The organism is Thermostichus sp. MS-CIW-36, from assembly GCF_054059035.1.
This window is the reverse complement of sequence record NZ_JBSSBR010000031.1, coordinates 13,577-31,055: the sequence shown is the minus strand read 5'-3', so window position 1 is coordinate 31,055 and position 17,479 is coordinate 13,577. Positions and strand designations below refer to the sequence as shown.

General features: G+C 58.6%; 16 protein-coding genes, 1 tRNA gene and 1 pseudogene. 9 read left to right on the top strand and 9 right to left on the bottom strand.

What is annotated here, in order from left to right; genetic code table 11:
• Positions 1-183: 183 nt before the first annotated feature.
• The 4 genes from sufD to sufB all read right to left on the bottom strand — a co-directional run bounded on the left by sufD (position 184) and on the right by sufB (position 4,465).
• Positions 184-1,476, bottom strand: coding sequence for a Fe-S cluster assembly protein SufD (sufD, locus tag ACVWVQ_RS11950; protein ID WP_457508651.1), 1,293 nt, complete (start codon positions 1,474-1,476; stop codon positions 184-186).
• Positions 1,473-2,288 (bottom strand): Fe-S cluster assembly ATPase SufC, encoded by an 816-nt coding sequence (gene sufC / locus ACVWVQ_RS11945; protein ID WP_457508649.1) that lies wholly within the window; start codon positions 2,286-2,288, stop codon positions 1,473-1,475. The genes sufD and sufC overlap by 4 nt, the downstream gene beginning before the upstream one ends.
• Positions 2,289-2,385: 97 nt before the next feature.
• Positions 2,386-2,784, bottom strand: coding sequence for a large-conductance mechanosensitive channel protein MscL (gene mscL, locus ACVWVQ_RS11940; RefSeq protein WP_457508647.1), 399 nt, complete (start codon positions 2,782-2,784; stop codon positions 2,386-2,388).
• Positions 2,785-3,028: 244 nt separating this feature from the next.
• Entirely contained in the window at positions 3,029-4,465 is a 1,437-nt protein-coding gene (sufB, locus tag ACVWVQ_RS11935) for a Fe-S cluster assembly protein SufB (RefSeq protein WP_457508645.1), read from the bottom strand.
• A gap of 179 nt (positions 4,466-4,644) precedes the next feature.
• Here sufB and sufR point away from each other — a divergent pair, with 179 nt between their 5' ends.
• The 6 genes and pseudogenes from sufR to ACVWVQ_RS11905 all read left to right on the top strand — a co-directional run.
• On the top strand, positions 4,645-5,361 hold the full coding sequence (gene sufR / locus ACVWVQ_RS11930) for an iron-sulfur cluster biosynthesis transcriptional regulator SufR (protein ID WP_457508643.1): 717 nt from the start codon (positions 4,645-4,647) through the stop codon (positions 5,359-5,361).
• Positions 5,362-5,636: 275 nt separating this feature from the next.
• Positions 5,637-6,707: a 3-deoxy-7-phosphoheptulonate synthase gene (locus tag ACVWVQ_RS11925; protein WP_457508641.1), complete on the top strand. Its 1,071-nt coding sequence runs from the start codon at positions 5,637-5,639 to the stop codon at positions 6,705-6,707.
• A gap of 441 nt (positions 6,708-7,148) precedes the next feature.
• Positions 7,149-7,598, top strand: a complete 450-nt coding sequence (folB, locus tag ACVWVQ_RS11920; RefSeq protein WP_457508639.1) for a dihydroneopterin aldolase — start codon at positions 7,149-7,151, stop codon at positions 7,596-7,598.
• Between the two features lie 30 nt (positions 7,599-7,628).
• Positions 7,629-8,210 (top strand): tRNA isopentenyl-2-thiomethyl-A-37 hydroxylase MiaE, encoded by a 582-nt coding sequence (gene miaE, locus ACVWVQ_RS11915; protein WP_457395001.1) that lies wholly within the window; start codon positions 7,629-7,631, stop codon positions 8,208-8,210.
• Positions 8,211-8,243: 33 nt separating this feature from the next.
• The gene (locus ACVWVQ_RS11910; protein WP_457508637.1) at positions 8,244-9,593 is read left to right on the top strand and encodes a sensor histidine kinase; all 1,350 of its coding nucleotides are present in this window, start codon (positions 8,244-8,246) and stop codon (positions 9,591-9,593) included.
• 309 nt (positions 9,594-9,902) lie between these two features.
• Positions 9,903-10,187, top strand: a pseudogene (locus ACVWVQ_RS11905) (CBM20 domain-containing protein); the annotation flags it as partial.
• A gap of 190 nt (positions 10,188-10,377) precedes the next feature.
• Here ACVWVQ_RS11905 and ACVWVQ_RS11900 read toward each other — a convergent pair.
• A tRNA-Thr gene (locus ACVWVQ_RS11900) sits at positions 10,378-10,450 on the bottom strand.
• Between the two features lie 82 nt (positions 10,451-10,532).
• On the bottom strand, positions 10,533-12,143 hold the full coding sequence (lnt, locus tag ACVWVQ_RS11895; protein WP_457508635.1) for an apolipoprotein N-acyltransferase: 1,611 nt from the start codon (positions 12,141-12,143) through the stop codon (positions 10,533-10,535).
• Positions 12,144-12,366: 223 nt separating this feature from the next.
• Between lnt and ACVWVQ_RS11890 the strand changes: the two genes are divergently transcribed.
• Positions 12,367-12,903, top strand: a complete 537-nt coding sequence (locus tag ACVWVQ_RS11890) for an HNH endonuclease (protein ID WP_457444362.1) — start codon at positions 12,367-12,369, stop codon at positions 12,901-12,903.
• A gap of 9 nt (positions 12,904-12,912) precedes the next feature.
• Here ACVWVQ_RS11890 and ACVWVQ_RS11885 read toward each other — a convergent pair whose 3' ends face one another.
• Together ACVWVQ_RS11885 and cysC are read right to left on the bottom strand one after the other, a co-directional pair.
• Positions 12,913-13,848: an alpha/beta fold hydrolase gene (locus tag ACVWVQ_RS11885; RefSeq protein ID WP_011433031.1), complete on the bottom strand. Its 936-nt coding sequence runs from the start codon at positions 13,846-13,848 to the stop codon at positions 12,913-12,915.
• A gap of 96 nt (positions 13,849-13,944) precedes the next feature.
• A complete protein-coding gene (gene cysC / locus ACVWVQ_RS11880) occupies positions 13,945-14,472 on the bottom strand; it encodes an adenylyl-sulfate kinase (RefSeq protein ID WP_414407107.1) in 528 nt (175 codons plus the stop codon).
• 154 nt (positions 14,473-14,626) lie between these two features.
• Between cysC and ACVWVQ_RS11875 the strand changes: the two genes are divergently transcribed.
• Positions 14,627-15,892, top strand: coding sequence for an acetylornithine/succinylornithine family transaminase (locus ACVWVQ_RS11875; protein WP_457508633.1), 1,266 nt, complete (start codon positions 14,627-14,629; stop codon positions 15,890-15,892).
• On the opposite strand, the gene ACVWVQ_RS11870 is transcribed toward ACVWVQ_RS11875, so the two are convergent.
• Positions 15,889-16,311, bottom strand: a complete 423-nt coding sequence (locus ACVWVQ_RS11870) for a hypothetical protein (protein ID WP_457403136.1) — start codon at positions 16,309-16,311, stop codon at positions 15,889-15,891. The two genes, ACVWVQ_RS11875 and ACVWVQ_RS11870, sit on opposite strands and share 4 nt — an antisense overlap.
• Before the next feature lie 174 nt (positions 16,312-16,485).
• On the opposite strand from ACVWVQ_RS11870, the gene ACVWVQ_RS11865 reads away from it, so the two are divergent.
• A complete protein-coding gene (locus tag ACVWVQ_RS11865) occupies positions 16,486-17,310 on the top strand; it encodes a creatininase family protein (protein WP_011433035.1) in 825 nt (274 codons plus the stop codon).
• Positions 17,311-17,479 lie beyond the last annotated feature (169 nt).

The window sequence follows — 17,479 nt, the reverse complement described above, 5'->3', positions numbered from 1 at the left end:
TTCGGGCCTGTTTTGTTCTCTGGTAGAGCAGAGCAGGCTCAGGGCTACTGAAAGCCCGCTCCGTACCGCTTAGCGGTCGGAGCCGGGTAGTTTACTGCTGCCTATCCATTACGCCCAAGTCTGGTCACTCTTGAGGGTAATGGGGGAGCAACAACTTATTATTGTTATTGGAATTGATTGGATTCACGGGATCCCAGCCAACTGGCGGGCCACTAGGGCGGGAAGTTGAGCCAACGGGATCCCTTCCAGAACTTCTGCTGCAAAAGCGCAGGTGAGGAGTTGCCTGGCCTCAGCTTGGGGAATACCCCGGCTTTGCAGATAAAAGATCTCTTCCGCCTCCAGTTGGCTGACGGTGGCCCCGTGGGCACACTTGACGTTGTCGGCAAAGATCTCCAGTTGCGGCTGGGTGTTGACCCGCGCTTTGGGGCCTAGGAGCAGGTTGCGGTTGGTCTGGGCGGCGTCCGTCAGTTGGGCCTCTCGGCTCACCAGAATCCGTCCGCTGAAGACCGCATGGGCTGTCTCGTCAACGATGCACTTGTGCAATTGGCGGCTGCTGCCGTGGGGGGCCTGATGCACCAGGCGGGAGTGGGTGTCGCTGTGCTGGGATCCCTTCAGCAGCGTTAGCCCCTGCAGTTGGGTGTGGGCCTGGGCTCCGGCTTGGGTGATCTCCAGGTTGTGGCGAGAAAACTGGGATCCCCACTGAATCGCCTGGAGGCGGTAGTGGCTGTCGCAGCTTTGGCGCACGGCGGTCTTGTTGATGTGGAAGGCTGGGGATCCCTGCCTTTGCAAAATCACATGGTGCAAACGAGATCCCTCTGCCAGGGCGATCTCCGTAACCGCGTTGCCAAAGGGGATCCCGGATCCCAGGGATACATGATCTTCGATCAGCGTGAGGGAGCTGTGGGCTTGCAAAGACAGCAGGCAGCGGGGCTGGGCCAAAACCGCCTCTCCCTCAGGAGCCACCGTTATGAACAGCAGGTGCAGCGGTGACGGAACTTCCTGGCCGGGCTGTAGGCCAATCTGGATCCCATCTCCCAGATGAGCGGTGTTGAGGGCCGTAAACACATCCGTCTTGGCCAGGGTTTGCAGCAACTCCCCTGGGGCTTGGGCTAAAGGGATCACCTGCAAAGCGGTGGGCAGGCCGCTCAAATCAGAAAGCTGGGGGGCAAAGTAGCCGTTGACGAACACGGCGCGGCTATAGCTGGCTTCCGGCCAAAGCCAGGGCTCTAGGGTTGCTGCATCCAGAGCCGGATCCCCCGCGGCAGCCAGGCGAAACTTGTGGGCCAGCAGTGGCGAGAGATCGCTGTATTTCCAATCCTCTTCCCGTGGGGTCGGGATCCCCAGTTCGGCCAATTGGGCGCGGGCCTGCTGCCTAAGGGTGGTGTAGGGATCCTGCCTTTCCGGGATTTGGCCGAGGATGTGCTCCAGGAATAGGCGGCTCTCTGGGGCAAAAGGTTTGGGCAAGGTGGCGCTCATCCCTCTTTCTCCTGCCGAGATGTCGCAGCTGCCGGTTCTTGGCCCAACTGAGTTTTGATCCAGTCGTAGCCCCGTTCTTCCAGCTCCAGCGCCAAGGTCTTGTCCCCACTGATGACGATACGACCCCCCTCCATCACGTGCACGTAGTCGGGGGTTACATAGTCCAGCAAGCGTTGGTAGTGGGTGATCAAGAGCATGGCATTCTCAGAGCCGGCCAGTCGGTTGATGCCGTGGGCGACAATGCGCAGCGCGTCGATATCCAGACCGGAATCCGTCTCGTCCAAAATGGCCAGCGTAGGCTCCAACACCGCCATTTGCAGGATCTCGTTGCGCTTTTTCTCGCCGCCGGAAAAGCCCTCATTCACAGAGCGCTCCAAAAAAACGGGATCCATTTTGACAATATCCAACTTTTCCCGTACCAGGTCGTCAAAATCCAGAGCATCCAGTTCCGGCTGATCCCGATATTTCTGGCGAGCGTTGTAGGCGGCGCGCAGGAAATCCAAGTTGCTCACCCCCGGAACCTCGATGGGGTATTGAAACGCCAAGAAGATCCCTGCCCAAGCCCGCTCCTCCGGTTCCATTTCCAGAAGATTCTTGCCCAGATAGAGGATCTCGCCTCCTGTCACCCGGTAGTCGGGGTGGCCAGCCAAGATCTTGGAAAAAGTGCTTTTTCCAGAGCCATTGGGGCCCATGATGGCGTGGATTTCTCCGGCGCGAATTTCCAGTCTCAACCCCTTGAGAATGGGGGTGCCGTCGATCTCGGCGCTGAGATCTCGAACGGATAAGATAACAGGGCTGTTTTCGCAGATCATAGCTAGACTCTAGAGTTGCCACTGAAGGGCAGGGATTGGAAGGTTAGAGGATCCCTGAACTAGGTTTGGACTTTGGGCCAAAGGATCTCTTACGGCTCTATTGGGAGCGGCGATTGAGGATGTCCCGAATTTCTGCCAGCAAGACCACTTCTGATGGGGGCGATATAGAAGGAGATTCTTCCTCCTTTCGCTGTAGGGTGTTGATCGCCTTCACCAGTAAGAAGATGGCAAAAGCGATAATCACAAAATCAAACACAGCTTGCAGAAAGCTACCGTAGTTAATCGTAACTGGATCTTCAGGACTTCCACCGATTTTCCAGACCAAGTTCTGGAAGCTCACTCCACCAATCATCAAGCCTAAAACCGGAGTAAATAGATCTGCTACGAAAGAAGTCACGATCTTCCCAAAAGCACCTCCAATAACAACGCCAACAGCCAAATCTAAGGCATTGCCCCGGCTGATGAACTTTTTGAACTCCTCCAGAAATGCCCTCATGGGGAACTTCTCCTGCCTAGCCTTACGGTTCAAAACTCCTTGATTATCCCCTCTCCCCCCCTGCATCCATGCGCTGTTTGCAACGTCGCCAAGCCCTTGGGCCGCCTCTGGCTTCAGGGGATCACAGCCCTCTGCCTTGGGAGTTACCTAACCCCTTACCCTTCTCCTGAAAATGGCAGCGCCTGCTCCCACAGCGTGTCAGCGGCCTCGCCCACTTGCTCAGCTTCGCATTGGGAGCAATCCCCTAGCCGACGGATCCCTCTAACTTTAGGCTCAGCAATCGATCGGCTTCTACGGCAAACTCCATCGGCAGTTGGTTGAACACTTCTCGGCAGAAGCCGCTGATGATCATGGACACGGCATCTTCCGCAGAGATGCCGCGGGACTGGAAGTAGAACAATTGCTCTTCTCCAATCTTGGAGGTGGAAGCTTCGTGCTCCACTTTGGCGGTGTTGTTTTGCACCTCAATATAGGGGAAGGTGTTGGCGCTGCACTGATCCCCGATCAACATGGAATCGCACTGGGAAAAGTTGCGGGCACCTTCCGCTTTCGGCCCGATTTTGACCAGGCCGCGGTAGCTGTTTTTGGAGTGCCCAGCCGAGATCCCTTTGGAGATAATTTTGCTGCGGGTGTTGCGGCCCACGTGAATCATCTTGGTGCCGGTATCGGCCTGCTGGTAGTTGTTGGTTAGGGCAACCGAGTAAAACTCGCCCACCGAGTTTTCCCCCACCAACACGCAGCTAGGATATTTCCAAGTGATGGCCGAGCCGGTCTCCACTTGCGTCCAAGAGATTTTGGAGTTGGCCCCCTGACACAGGCCGCGCTTGGTTACAAAGTTATAAATGCCCCCTTTGCCGTTTTCGTCGCCGGCATACCAGTTCTGTACCGTCGAGTACTTGATCTCGGCATTGTCTAGGGCGATCAGCTCCACCACCGCCGCATGCAGTTGGTTGGTGTCGAACATGGGGGCAGTACACCCTTCCAAGTAGCTGACGTAGGATCCCTCGTCGGCAATGATCAGGGTGCGCTCAAACTGGCCCGATTCGCCGTTGTTGATGCGGAAATAGGTGGAAAGCTCCATGGGACAGCGCACCCCTTTGGGCACATAGACAAAGGATCCATCACTGAACACTGCCGAGTTCAGCGCCGCGTAGTAGTTATCGGCAATGGGAACCACACTGCCCAAGTACTTGCGCACCAGCTCCGGATACTCCCGCAGTGCCTCCGACATGGAGCAGAAGATCACGCCTTCCTTGGCCAGCTTTTCCCGGAAGGTGGTGGCCACCGAGACGCTGTCGAAAATGGCATCCACCGCCACATTGGCCAGCCGCTTCTGTTCAGACAAGGGGATCCCCAATTTCTCGAAGGTCTCCAACAGCACCGGATCCACTTCGTCCAGGCTCTTTTTCTTCTCCCGCACCTTGGGGGCGGAGTAATAGACAATGTTTTGGTAGTCAATGGGCGGGTAGCTGACGTTGGGCCAGGTGGGCTCGCTCATCTTCAGCCACTGGCGGTAGGCCCGCAGCCGGAACTCTAGCATAAAGTCCGGCTCCCCTTTCTTGGCCCAGATCTGCCGAATCACCTCTTCGTTCAAGCCTTTGCCAATCGACTCAGAGGGGATGTCGGTTACAAAGCCGTACTTGTAGGGCTGGTTGACCAGGGCGCGGACGCTCGTAGACATGGATGGCTCTCGGGTAGTGACAGGGTAGAAACGCGACTAAGACAGATGGCCAAATAAAACAACAGAGTTGTTGTTTAACTGATCCTCAGGTTACTTTAGCAATGATCCCGTTGTCAAAATAGCAGAGAGCTGTGCTGGCAGCGGCAGCCGATTAACCCAGTCTAACCAGGAGGGCGAGGGTGGACAGCACGCGCAAGATCACCGGGCAGGTCGCTCAACCCGCTTCGAGTAAGCAGGCCATCTTGGTCTACCTGCGCAAGGCGGGGCAGGCCAACGCCCAAACGCTGGCAGAGCACCTGCGCATTTCTCCCCAGGCCATCCGCCGCCACCTCAAGGATCTGGAGGCAGAGGGGTTGATCCAACATGTCGCTCAACCCAATGGTCTAGGGCGACCCCAGCATCTCTATCAGCTCAGCCCCTTGGGAGAAGAGCAATTTCCCGCCAGCTACGATGAGTTTGCCCTTGGTCTGCTCAACACCCTGGCCGAAACTCTGGGATCCGAACAGATGGGATCCCTTCTCCACCACCAGTGGCAGCGCAAAGCCCGGGAATATCAGGCCCAGCTGGGATCCGGATCCCTACAGGAGCGGCTGGAGCGCTTGGTGCAGTTGCGCCAGGCGGAGGGTTACATGGCGGAGTACTACCCCTATCCTGCCGACCTGACTGTGCCGATGGCAGCAGAGGGATCCGAGCCTTACGTCGAGCAGTATGTGTTGGTCGAGCACAATTGCGCCATTGCCCAGATTGCCCACACCTTTCCCAGCGTCTGCGGCCACGAGCTGGAGATGTTTGCTGCCGCCTTGCCCGATTGCCGAGTAGAGCGCATCACCTGGCAGGTGCAGGGAGAACACCCCTGCGGCTACTGGATTGCCAAGCCGGCGGCTCGGTCAACTTAAGACTTCCCCAGGAAACCGGATCCCTGAGGTGTCAAACGAGGTTTTTTCGGGTATAGTTATCTCGTACAGGTTTTAAGTTTGCTCTCCGCATGGTCTGGCGCGCTTCCTTTTTTGGCTACTTTACCTTTCCCTGGCAACGACCAGGGCGGAAGGGTGGCGCGTAAACTAAAGACCTAGGTTTACCCGAGTCAGTCCTGAAGCCCTGAGCCCAGCGCCAGGGCTTTTTTGATGGCTCGACGACCCCATCTACCCACTTGCACACTAAGGACAGTTCCATGCCCCCCCAAACCGACAATTGCAACATCCAAGAGGTGACTCCCTTGATTGCCCCTGCTGCTGTCAAGGCCAAGCTGCCCCTTACGGAAACGGCAGCGCAAGTGGTGCTCTCCACTCGGCAAGCCATCCGCGACATCATCCACGGACGGGATCTCCATCGCTTGGTGGTGATCGTCGGCCCCTGTTCCATCCACGATCCCGCAGCGGCTCTGGAGTATGCCCATCGCCTCAAGCGGGTGGCCGACCAAACTCGGGAGCACCTGGTGATCGTTATGCGCACGTATTTTGAGAAACCCCGCACCACGGTGGGCTGGAAGGGCCTGATCAACGATCCCCACCTGGATGGTTCGTGCGACATTGCCACCGGCTTGCAACTGGCCCGTTCCATTCTCCTGCAGATCAACGAGCTGGGCCTGGCCTGTGCTACCGAGATGCTGGATCCGGTGACCCCTCAGTACACGGCAGATCTGGTGAGCTGGGCGGCCATTGGCGCCAGAACCATCGAAAGCCAAACTCACCGGGAAATGGCCAGCGGTCTCTCCATGCCTGTGGGCTTCAAAAACGGCACCGACGGGCGGCTGGAAATTGCGCTCAATGCCATTCTCTCCGCCAGCCATCCCCACAGTTTCCTGGGCATCGGCCAAGATGGCATGACGGCTCTGGTGAAAACCACCGGCAACCCGGATCGACACATTGTGTTGCGGGGGGGAGGGGGCAAGACCAACTACGGCCCGGAAGATGTGGCGCGGGCGGCACTGCTGATGAAGGATCAAGGGATCCCTCGCTCGGTGATGGTGGACTGCTCCCATGACAACTCCCACAAAAATTACCGCAACCAGGGATCCGTCTGTCGGGCGGTGCTACAGCAGTACCAGGCGGGGCAGCGGGCTTTGATGGGACTGATGCTGGAGAGCAACCTCTATCCGGGCAAGCAAACCTGGCAGGAAGGGGCACCGCTCCAGTACGGGGTTTCCATCACCGATGGCTGCATCGGCTGGGAAGAGACGGAAGATCTGTTGCGGGAGATGGCGGCGACCGTAGAGGGAAGAGCGTTGGCCCTCAGCCGCTGAGGGACGGGGATCCCGGAGTTTGTTAAAGAATCAAAAAGGAAATGGGGACAAGGGGCAGCCTGCTCCTAGGGTCGAGCCAAGGTTTCGTTGTTTCGCCAGGCCCTGTGGGATGGGGTCTCCAGGTCGATCTTGGAGGATGTGATGGAGCATGACTCTAGTCAATAATAAGCTCAACTATACTGAAAATAATGTATAATATGTTCAGTACGGATTACTACCAGTTGATCTTTCTGTTTACTTTCGAGTCTGCCAACATGGTAGCCAAAGCAAAGCAGAAAATTGGTAGTAAGACGACACGGAAACTGCGCTTTGGGTATTCTACTCAAAGCTTTGCGGGATACCGCCATTCTGTTTGGACTCCGTCCCGCTAACGCGAATGGAAACAAACAGAATGCTATCGCTGCATAGTTGAACAGTGATGTTCAGCAGTGTTCAGCGTAAATGTATCAGCTACAGATCCCCACCAGTGTTAGCAGCGACGGTCAGCAGCCCTATCCAGATCCCGATCGGATCCCTCGGCGACCCCCCGAGCAGTTGCGAGATCGGCTGATCGTCTCCGGCCTGCGCTACTACGGTTATACCGGTTTTGATGAGGCGGAACGGGCTTTGGGGCAATGGTTTGAGGTGGATTTCGAGTTGTGGGCGGATCTGCGCCCGGCTGCTCTCAGCGGCCAACTGTGTGATAGCCTCGACTACCGTTCTGCTGTGGCCGGGATTGCGGAACTGGTGAAAAGCAATCAGTTTGTGCTGATCGAGAGTTTGGCGGAGGCGATTGCCGAAATGGTGCTGCGGGAGACAGGGGCCAGCAAAGCTAAGATCCGATTGACCAAGTGTCATCCCCCGATCCCAGAGCTGACGGGGCGGGTTACTGTGGAGATTGTTCGTCCCTAGAACTTCTCTTAACCCTTTCCTACCGACCCTGTGCTTGCTCTAGAACTTGCTTCTCGTACCTCTGAGGACTGGATCGACCAGGCCATCCGGCACATCGATCTGGTCTTGCTAGACCACGCCAACTGTGAGAAAAAAGCAGCGGGCAACGCCCTCAGTCTGCTCTTTCGCTACCCGGCTAACGGGCGTTTGGTGGAAACCCTCTCGCCGCTGGCGCGGGAGGAGCTGCAGCATTTTGAGCGGGTGCATCGCCACCTGCAACGGTTGGGGATCCCCATCAAGCCCTTGTCGGCTGCGCCCTATGCCGGTCGTCTGAACCAACACCTGCGCCGCTCCGAGCCGGAGCATCTGTTGGATACCCTGCTGGTGGCAGCCATCATTGAGGCCCGCAGCCACGAACGCTTGGGCCTGTTGGGGATCCACGCGCCTGACCTGGAGTTGCGGCAGTTTTATCTCTGGCTGGCGGCTGCGGAGGAGCGCCATTGGCAGCTTTATTTGGATTTGGCCTTGGATCAGTTTCCCGCCGATCAGGTGCAGGAGCGGCTCGATACTCTACTCCAGGTGGAGGCCGAGATCTTGTCTTCCCTTCACCCCGAACCCCGTGTTCACAGCTAGCCCCACTCCGTTTCCCCCCGCGGTGCAGCTCCCATGTTTCAAGCGACGCGGCAGTGGTTGGCCTTCTGGTATACAACGGTTACGGCAGTGTTGCTGCTGTTGTTTGCCGGCAGCTTCTATTGGTACGTGCAGTCAACCCTGATTGAACGGGTGGACGATACCCTTGGCCATGTGGTGGAAATTGTCGAGCGGTCTTTGGTGGTGGATGAGAGCCTCTTGGATCCGCAGCAAGCCCGCCGCAGCTTGGAGGCCAGCTTTCGGGATGATCCCAGCACCCTAGAGGACGATCACATCGACTTGGAGTGGTTCGGCCCTCAGGGAACGCTCATCTGGTCCACGGTGCCCGGCGGGATCCCTGCCCCCCTGTTGACCGAGGGATCCCTGCACACTGCCCGCATCGCTCCTGGGTATTGGCTGCGTCAGTTCACCGAGCCGATCGTGGCCGGTGGGAAGCTGCTGGGCTATCTGCGGGTCAGCCATCCTTGGTTTGAGGTGAGCAAGCCAACGCGACAGTTGATCCGGGATCTTTCCCTCTGGGTGGTGGCCGGCTTGACGGGTGTGGGGGCCATTGGCTGGATGCTCTCCGGTTTGGCCATGCAGCCCATCCGGCAGTCTTATCAGCAGCTCAAGCAATTTACCGCCGACGCCTCTCACGAGCTGCGCAGCCCCTTGGCCAGCATTCAAACCGCGGTACAGGTGGCTTTGGCGGATTCCCAATTGGATGCCGACACCCGGCAGCGCTGGCAGATGGTGGAGCGGTTGTGTTTACGGCTGGGTCGTCTGGTGGATGACCTGCTGTTTCTGGCCCGCCACGACAGCGGTATGGTGCCTTTCCAACCCCGTTGCTGTGCGCTGGATGCTCTGCTGCTGCAGGTGGTGGAGGAGCTGCAGGGCCTGGCCAACCAAAAACAGATCCGCTTGAAGCTGGAGATTGCTGCCCCTGAGAGCGGGACGGAACCTTCTCCCGCCCAAGTGGATCCCTTCGGTTTTTGGGGAGATGAAGATCAATTGGCCCGCCTGTTCACCAACCTGATTGAAAACGCCCTTCTCCACACTCCCCCGCAAGGAGAGGTGCAGGTGAGGCTGGAACAACGGCTGCGCTCTGGATCCCCAGAGCTGGTGGTGCGGGTACAAGATACCGGGCCAGGGATCCCCCCCCAGGCTCTGCCCCATGTGTTCGATCGCTTTTATCGGGTAGATCCGGCTCGCAGCGGGGATCCCGGTCGCCTCTCGGGGTCAGGTTTGGGGCTGGCGATCGTCAAAAGCATTGCCCAACAGCATCAAGGTCAGGTGCAGGTGGAGAGCGAGCTGGGCCAGGGATCCAGCTTTGAAGTTATTTTGCCCCAGCGACAGTTGGAAATCTGTACCCCAGAGAGAGTCTAAAAGTGCTCTGGAAAACAGACAGCCCTCGGTCAATATGCTAGCTTTAAGCCAAGATTGACTGAGTCTTTATTCAGAACTGTATTAAGAACCGTATTGGCCCAGTTGAACTGGATTTTTGGGTACTAGAGATCTTTCCTTTCCAGATTTAAGAACTTCTCTTTTTCCCGGATAAAACAGCAGAGATGGGATCAGCTCCCAGGCTCTTGCCCTTCTCAGCCGGCTGCTGAGCTGTTGATTGGGTGATGAGTGAGTGCAGTCCGCCCGCGCAGCCCCACAATTTCCCATTGAATCCTGTGCCAGGAAAACGTTATGTATCGCTTCCAGGTTCGTGCCATCACCCAGCCGGGCGAGAGAATTGCCTTGGTGGGATCCAGCGCAAAATTGGGCTCCTGGGATCCCTGCCATTGCATTTGGCTGCAAACGGATCCGACTCGCTATCCGCTGTGGTGGGTAGAGTTGCCGTTGAGCCCGGCAGATGGCGCGCCCGGCCCGTTGTTGCCCTATAGCGGGTGTTCAAAAGAAATCCCTCGAGTGGAGTACCGATATCTGCGCGTGCAAGCCGGTGGGCAAGTGATTTGGGAATCCGCCGCTGTCAATCGCTGGGTGCCCCTTGAACCAGAACCTTTACCGGCAGTTTTGATTGTCGAGGATGGGGAGTTTGGCCAGATCCCTGCCTATCCTTACGGCTATTTTGCCGATCCCATTCCTGAGAACGCTCCGCGCCGCTTCCGCGACCACCCCCAACTCTTCTCCCAAAGGGACTCTGAGGTGTTCAACTCCAGAAAGCTGATGATCGGACTCGAACCGACGACCTGCTCATTACGAGTGAGCTGCTCTACCAACTGAGCTACATCAGCAACGGTTGATTCGATGGGGGAACCCGCCGCTCCGGAGCAAGCAATCCCAATCTTGATCCTGGGCAGGTTTACTGATCCTAACTCATCCTTGCCTCACTCGGGATCCCCAGCGCCATAGCCCCAAAGATAGCCCCAACGTCAGCCACGCCAGCCAATCCCCCGCGCGATTGTAGAAAGTTGTCTCAGAACGCCGCTTCACTTCTCCCGTAATCACCCCCCGCTGAAAGATGGGGCCAACCTGCTGGAGCCGACCTGAGGGATCCACCACCAGATTGCCGCCTGTGTTATTGACAAACACCACGCTACGCCGATTTTCCACAGCCCGGAAAACCGAGAGCTGGCCATGCAACATCGGCCAGTGGCTATTACCAAACCAGCTATCATCCGAAATCACGATCAAAGACTCGGCGCCGCGACGGGTTAAAGTTCGGCTGGGCGCAGGCAAGACGCTCTCCAAGCAGATCATCACCCCCAAAGGCCCGAAAAGCTCCCCTCCGTCCAGAGGCCGATAGCCATCGGGTGAAGGCACGTAGCGCCCCGACTCGAAATAGGGAAAGATCCACTGCTTGCCAAACCAATCCAGTAAGTTGCCCCGGGCGTCAAGCAATAGGGCCGTGTTAAAAAATCGCTGCTCTGGCTCCGGCAAATGGGCTGTGCGGGGATCCGGCTCTGTTGCCCCCGTAATCAAAGCGCCTTCCGGCGGCAGAATCGCTTGCATTGGCTCGATCACGTAGGGTTCCAGGCCAGTATTCAGCAGCCGTGCCCGCAGCGCCCCCTCCGGCCAAATCACCAACTGTGCCCCAGCAGCCACCCCCTGGGCAGAAAGCTGATGCAGCTCCCGGTAGCGCTCCAGGCGGTAGTTCCAACTGCGATCGGCTTCCAGCCAAGCCACCTGCTGCACTGCCGCTACCCGAAAGCCGGGATCCCTGTTTTCGACGGCCAAGGCATCGAAGTCGGCCAGGCGTGCGCTTCCATAGGCCAAGACCAGCCCCGTCAACCCCAGGCCGCAGGCGAGCGTACCCCAGAAATCCCTGTTCCTGAGCATCTCACCCAAAACGTTTCTCAGGGATCCCCCAGCCGCCTGCCACCGGCTAGAAATCTGCCTGGCCATCTGCCAAAGAACCCCATTGACGAACACGGCATAGAAGGTAACCCCCCAGATCCCCGTAACATCGGCTACTTGGATCCCGAGGGGCCAGTCGAACAACAGGGATCCCCAGTGGAAAGGGATGGGCCACCAGAGCAAGCCCAACAGCCCATCCAAGCCCGTCCAGACCGTGGCCAAACCCAGCGGACGTGCCCAGACCGGCAGGGGACGACTCAGTTGCAAACTCAGGAGCGTAGCAGTGGTGAAAAAGAGGGGGATCAGGGGAGCCACCACCACGCCCCCCAGGATCTCCCAGGCGCTCAACACCTTAACCGAGAAGGGATCCACCCAGAAGGCATACAGGCACACCCAAAACCAGAGGCCATAGGCCAAACGCCACCGCGCCCACCCTTGCCGTTGTTCGCACAGGTCAAACAGCGGGGCTAGGCCCAGCAGCGCCCCCGGAAACCAGTGCCACCAGCGGTTGGGGGACCCCAGACAGAGCAGCAGGATGGCTAGACCCATTAGCCAGCGGGATCCCTCGCCTGGGTTTCTCTTTTGGGGCAGATCCTGCCGTTGAGTTGAAGATTTCAGTTCCAGCTTCATCACCTCAATAAAATTCAGCCTCTTCGGGAAACCCCACGGGGATTGAACACGCCCCTGCCGACGGATCCTCTCCAGAGTAGCGCCCTTGCAGCAGCCGCAACTATCTCCTGGAGCACAGGGCTCCTACTGCCCGAATCTGAAGCTGTGTTAACATTTTGCATAACTTCAGGGGGCTGGTGCCTCCCGGCTTGGGTTAGGGATCCCGTCAGCGGTGCGTAGCACTATGGGCAAAGTTTTGGTTTTGAATGCCTCCTACGAGCCGCTCAACATCACCAGTTGGCGCAGGGCGGTCGTTCTTTTGCTCAAGGGCAAGGCCGAGCAAATTGAGCACAATGGCCGAGTGGTGTACGGCAACATTCCTTTGCCCACCGTCATTCGCCTGCGCCACTATGTCCACGTTCCCCATAAGGAGATCCCGCTCACGCGCCGCAACGTCCTCTACCGGGATGGGCATCGTTGTCAGTACTGCGGCTGCTTCGGCGAAGATCTCACCCTGGATCACGTGATCCCTCGGTCTCGTGGCGGCGGGGATACTTGGGAAAATGTGGTCAGTGCCTGTGTGCGTTGCAACGTGAAAAAAGGGAACCGCACCCCCCGCGAAGCCGGTATGCCCCTGCTGCGCCAACCCCGCCGTCCCCACAGCACTCTCTACTTTGAAATCTCCAAAGCCGTCGGCAGTGGTTCCCATCGAGAATGGTCTAAGTACACCATCGGCCTAGAAGGGGATCCCCAGGGGGAATCGTTGGACAGCCCAAGCTAGACGGGCCGCCTAGGGATGGACTTCCGATACAGGGGCAGCTTTGGAAATGGGGGGAGAAGTGGTGGCTGGGATCCCGGTCTCGATCCACCGGTGAATCAGGGCATTGACCTCTTCGGGGCGCTCATCGTGGGGGCAGTGGCCAGCCTCCAGGAAGTATTCCACTGCTTGAGGGTAGTGGGCCCGGTACAGCTTAGAGCGTTCCCGAGCCCGCATCCAGGGATCCCGTTCTCCCCAGATCAACAACAGCGGGCGCACCAAGCTGCACAGCAGCTCATCTACATACCGTCCCTTCTGCCCACCTCGCATCAAGGCCACAAACACATCGGCAGCCCCCGGATCCTGGGTGGGGCGATGGATGGCCTCGACCAGCTGATCGGTCACGGCTGCCGGGTCGTAGTAAACCTGCTTCAGCTTGGCTCGGATCACGTGCGGCTGCCGCAAATACTGAAACAGCAGGTAAGACACCAGGCGCTGGCGCAGGCCCCAGCCCACCAATCCGCCTATCCATTGCCGCCATCCGGTCGGGGATCCCTTGAGGGTGGAAAACCCACCTGCCCCATTCAAAAGCACCACGCCCCGCACCCACTCCGGCCACTCCGCCGCAAAACTGAGCACCACATAGCCGCCCAGGGAGTTGCCGATCCCCACCACAGGCCGACGGATTACCTGTTGGCAAAAGTCCCGCAGCTGATCCCGCCAGATTTCGGCGCGGTAGTCCCAGTTGGGCTTGGCGGAGCGACCGAAACCCAGCAAATCGATGGCGTACACCTGGTAGTGTTGAGCCAATTCGGGAATGTTCTTGCGCCAGTGGTCGGTGGAGGCTCCAAAGCCGTGCACCAGAAGCAGAGGCTGCCCCTGCTCACCCTGTTTGACGTAATGAACCGACTGCCCTCGCCAGATCCACTGCGCCGAAATGGGAGTGGCCGATGCCGATGTCGAAGCCATAGGAGTTGCTTGTAAGCCTTTCTTAATTCTAGGTTCTTTGCAGCTACTCCGGGGGGAAGCCCACCCTCTACGGGCAACGTAAGAGCAGTGGGCCTGTTAGACATAACCTCTGCTTTTTAGGCTTTGTATCACCAGGTCAATACATTCGGAGATGCTTTGCTCGGCAGTTTTGCACACCACCTCCGGCTGTTCCGGCGGCTCGTAGGGATCGTCAATACCGGTAAAGTGCTGGATTAAGCCTGCCCGCGCCTTTCGATAGAGGCCCTTCACATCCCGGCGTTCGCACACCTCCAGGGGGGCATCCACAAAGACTTCGATAAAGCTGCCAATATACTGCCGTACCTCCTGCCGTGCTGCCCGATAGGGGGAAATGGCCGACACCAGCACAATCACCCCGTGCCGAGTCAGCATCTCCGCCACAAAGCCGATGCGGCGAATGTTCTCCTCCCGATCCACTTTGCTGAAGCCCAGACCCTTGGTGAGATGTTGCCGCACCAGGTCCCCATCGAGCACTTCCACCGGCAGCCCCCAAGCGCGCAACTGCTGGGCCACGCCGCAGCTCAGGGTGGTTTTGCCCGCCCCGCTCAATCCCGTAAACCAGACCGTTACCCCCCGCCGCGACATCTGTCTGTTTGCTTCTGTCTGTTTGCTGTGGATCCCTGAATCTTTGGCCCCGCCAGAATATCATCTCCAAAGCAGGGTGGTACACTCGAAACACGGCTTGCGCCAGCCCCAAAGCGCTCCGCGCCGCCAACACGACAGCAATCTTTTACCGGCCATGTCTCCTCTAACTTCGCCTCTTGCCAGTGCCCCCTCGGGATCCCCGACAACTGCCGAGCTGTTTGCCGAGCATGTGATGGCCACCTATGGGCGCTATCCCCTGACCTTGGTGCGCGGGCAGGGGTGTCGGGTTTGGGATGAGCAGGGGCGCGAGTACCTGGACTTTGTGGCCGGCATTGCCACCTGTACCCTGGGGCATGCCCACCCGCTGTGGATTCAGGCGCTCACCGAGCAGGCACAACAGTTGCACCATGTTTCCAACCTTTACTACAACCAGCCGCAGGCACAACTGGCTCAATGGCTGACCCAGCACTCCTGTGCCGACAAGGTGTTTTTCTGCAACTCAGGGGCGGAAGCCAATGAGGGAGCCATTAAGCTGGCCCGCAAGTATGCCCACACGGTGCGCGGGATCCAAGATCCGATGATCCTCACCGCCCATGCCAGCTTCCATGGCCGCACCCTGGCCACCGTTACCGCCACCGGCCAGCCCAAATACCAGAAAGACTTTGCCCCTCTGGTGCCCGGCTTTGATTACGTTCCCTACAATGACATCGAGGGCACAGCAGCAGTGTTGGAGCGCTGGGGCGAGCGGGTGTGTGCCGTGCTGTTGGAGCCGTTGCAGGGGGAAGGGGGGGTTGTGCCGGGGGATCCCGCCTATTTTCAATGGTTGCGCCGGATCTGCAGCGAGCGGGGCATTCTGCTGATTTTGGATGAGGTGCAGGTGGGCATGGGCCGTACCGGCATGCTGTGGGGCCACTGTAACCTGGGGGTGGAGCCGGATGTGTTCACCTTGGCCAAGGGCCTGGCCGGTGGGATCCCCATCGGGGCCTTGTTGGCGAAAGACTTTTGCGCCGTGTTTCAGCCGGGGGATCACGCCAGCACCTTTGGGGGCAACCCCTTGGCTTGTGCGGTGGGCCTGGCGGTTTGCCGCACGCTAATGTCGGAGAGTTTGGTTTGGAATGCCCAGCAGACGGGGATGTATCTGCGTCAGGGGCTGTCCCGCTTGGCGGAGCAGTTTCCGCAGCTCGTTGAGCAAGTGCGGGGCTGGGGCCTGATTCAGGGCTTGGTGGTGCGCATCCCGGCGGCTGAAGTGGTCAAGGCAGCCATGGACTGCGGGCTGTTGTTGGTGCCGGCAGGATCCCAGGTGGTGCGCTTTGTGCCCCCCTTGATCGTCACCCCGGCAGAAATTGACGCGGCTCTAGCGATGTTGGCATCGGCTTTGCAAAGGTTGGCCGCCTCCCTTGGCCATTCCGGGGCAGCCTAGCCTCGCCAGACTTGCCGCAGAAATGCCTGCAACTGCTGTCGGGCAGGGAGCTCGTGGGGAGCGGGATCCCTTGCCTGTTCCAGAAGGGGCAATACCTCCTCCGCATAGGCCGGAACAAAGCCGGCAGCAGGCCAGAGCAAATCCGAGGTGGCCCGCAGGTTGAAGACTTGGGATCCCTGCCTGAGCAGGAGAGGCCGCACCCAGAGCAGCGGCGGGGTGTCAGAGCCTGCCTCAAGACTGTGGCGAGAAACCTGAATCAGCTCCACATAGAGGGTGGCCTGCGACCCTGGCAGGGCGAGAATGGGACGGGGTGAGGGGGGAGCGCTGCCCACTTCCGCCGAGGCGGGCAAAGGGCGCCCCAGCAGACGCAGGCCCTCAACAGAGTCACACTGGGCGGGCAAACAAGGCAACAGGGTCATGCAATCGTTGACCGGAAACTGTACAGACTGTACTTATCCTAATCGATGGCTTTCTTACGTTTCTTTGGCAGGCGGGTTGGCCGGGGATCCCGTCTTTGCGGGCATTTCGTGAACCCGATCTTGTGGCATGGTGCTAGGTAGCTTTCTGATCAAACTTGAACGGATCCCGCCATGATGCACACTTTTGTCCCGCCCCACCGCTTTTTCCCCTACCTGACCTGGACGGAGATCCAGGCCATGCCCGACAAAGAGAACGTGGTGATCATTCAGCCGGTTGCCTCAATCGAGCAACATGGGCCCCACCTGCCCCTGGTGGTGGATGCCTGCATCGGCACGGCGATCATTGGGCGCGCCATGGAGAAGCTGGAGCCTGAGATCCCGGCCTATGTTTTGCCCACCCAATGTTACGGCAAAGCCAACGAGCATTGGCATTTCCCCGGCACCATTACCCTCTCGGCTCAAACCCTGATGGCGGTGCTGACAGAAGTGGCAGAGAGCATCTACCGAGCTGGGTTTCGCAAGCTGGTGTTCCTCAATTCCCACGGTGGCCAGCCACAGGTCCTGGAGATTGTTGCCCGCGATCTGCACCAGAAGTATGAAGATTTCATGCTGTTTCCGGTGTCGGTCTGGCGCGTTCCCCACGAAGGACGAGAGCTGTTTACCGAGAAAGAACGGGAATTGGGCATTCACGCCGGCGATGGGGAGACCAGTATGCTGATGCACCTTTTGCCGGACACGGTGCGAACCGACCGATTGGTCTGCGAATATCCCCACGATCTGCCGGAAAACAGCCTGCTCAGCATGGAAGGGCGGATCCCTTTCGCTTGGGCAACTCGCGATCTCACCCAGAGCGGAGTTTTGGGCGATGCCACCGCCGCCACGCCGGAGAAAGGCAAAGTTTTGGTGGAGTCCATGTCTGACGGCTGGGTGCGGCTGATCCGAGATCTGCACCGGTTCCAGCAGCCCAAGGCTTGGCGCAAAGCCCCGCTGCTGGTCTAGGGATCCAGGCTCCAGGCAAAGGTCTGTGGTTCATTGCCCTATAGACCTACGGCCTGCTTTGTGAAAGGCTTTCGCCAAAACTGGCTGGCCATTGAAACCATTAGGATTGAAGAGAAGAGATGAACTCCCCCATCTCATTTTTGCTAAGGGGTGATAGAGCTACGCTTCG

Excerpts from the sequence above, each read along its gene's own strand:
- sufD (WP_457508651.1), bottom strand. The coding sequence starts at position 1,476 with ATGAGCGCCACCTTGCCCAAACCTTTTGCCCCAGAGAGCCGCCTATTC.
- sufC (WP_457508649.1), bottom strand. The coding sequence starts at position 2,288 with ATGATCTGCGAAAACAGCCCTGTTATCTTATCCGTTCGAGATCTCAGC.
- mscL (WP_457508647.1), bottom strand. The coding sequence starts at position 2,784 with ATGAGGGCATTTCTGGAGGAGTTCAAAAAGTTCATCAGCCGGGGCAAT.
- sufB (WP_457508645.1), bottom strand. The coding sequence starts at position 4,465 with ATGTCTACGAGCGTCCGCGCCCTGGTCAACCAGCCCTACAAGTACGGC.
- ACVWVQ_RS11925 (WP_457508641.1), top strand. The coding sequence starts at position 5,637 with ATGCCCCCCCAAACCGACAATTGCAACATCCAAGAGGTGACTCCCTTG.
- folB (WP_457508639.1), top strand. The coding sequence starts at position 7,149 with ATGTATCAGCTACAGATCCCCACCAGTGTTAGCAGCGACGGTCAGCAG.
- ACVWVQ_RS11910 (WP_457508637.1), top strand. The coding sequence starts at position 8,244 with ATGTTTCAAGCGACGCGGCAGTGGTTGGCCTTCTGGTATACAACGGTT.
- lnt (WP_457508635.1), bottom strand. The coding sequence starts at position 12,143 with ATGAAGCTGGAACTGAAATCTTCAACTCAACGGCAGGATCTGCCCCAA.
- ACVWVQ_RS11890 (WP_457444362.1), top strand. The coding sequence starts at position 12,367 with ATGGGCAAAGTTTTGGTTTTGAATGCCTCCTACGAGCCGCTCAACATC.
- ACVWVQ_RS11885 (WP_011433031.1), bottom strand. The coding sequence starts at position 13,848 with ATGGCTTCGACATCGGCATCGGCCACTCCCATTTCGGCGCAGTGGATC.
- cysC (WP_414407107.1), bottom strand. The coding sequence starts at position 14,472 with ATGTCGCGGCGGGGGGTAACGGTCTGGTTTACGGGATTGAGCGGGGCG.
- ACVWVQ_RS11875 (WP_457508633.1), top strand. The coding sequence starts at position 14,627 with ATGTCTCCTCTAACTTCGCCTCTTGCCAGTGCCCCCTCGGGATCCCCG.
- ACVWVQ_RS11870 (WP_457403136.1), bottom strand. The coding sequence starts at position 16,311 with ATGACCCTGTTGCCTTGTTTGCCCGCCCAGTGTGACTCTGTTGAGGGC.
- ACVWVQ_RS11865 (WP_011433035.1), top strand. The coding sequence starts at position 16,486 with ATGCACACTTTTGTCCCGCCCCACCGCTTTTTCCCCTACCTGACCTGG.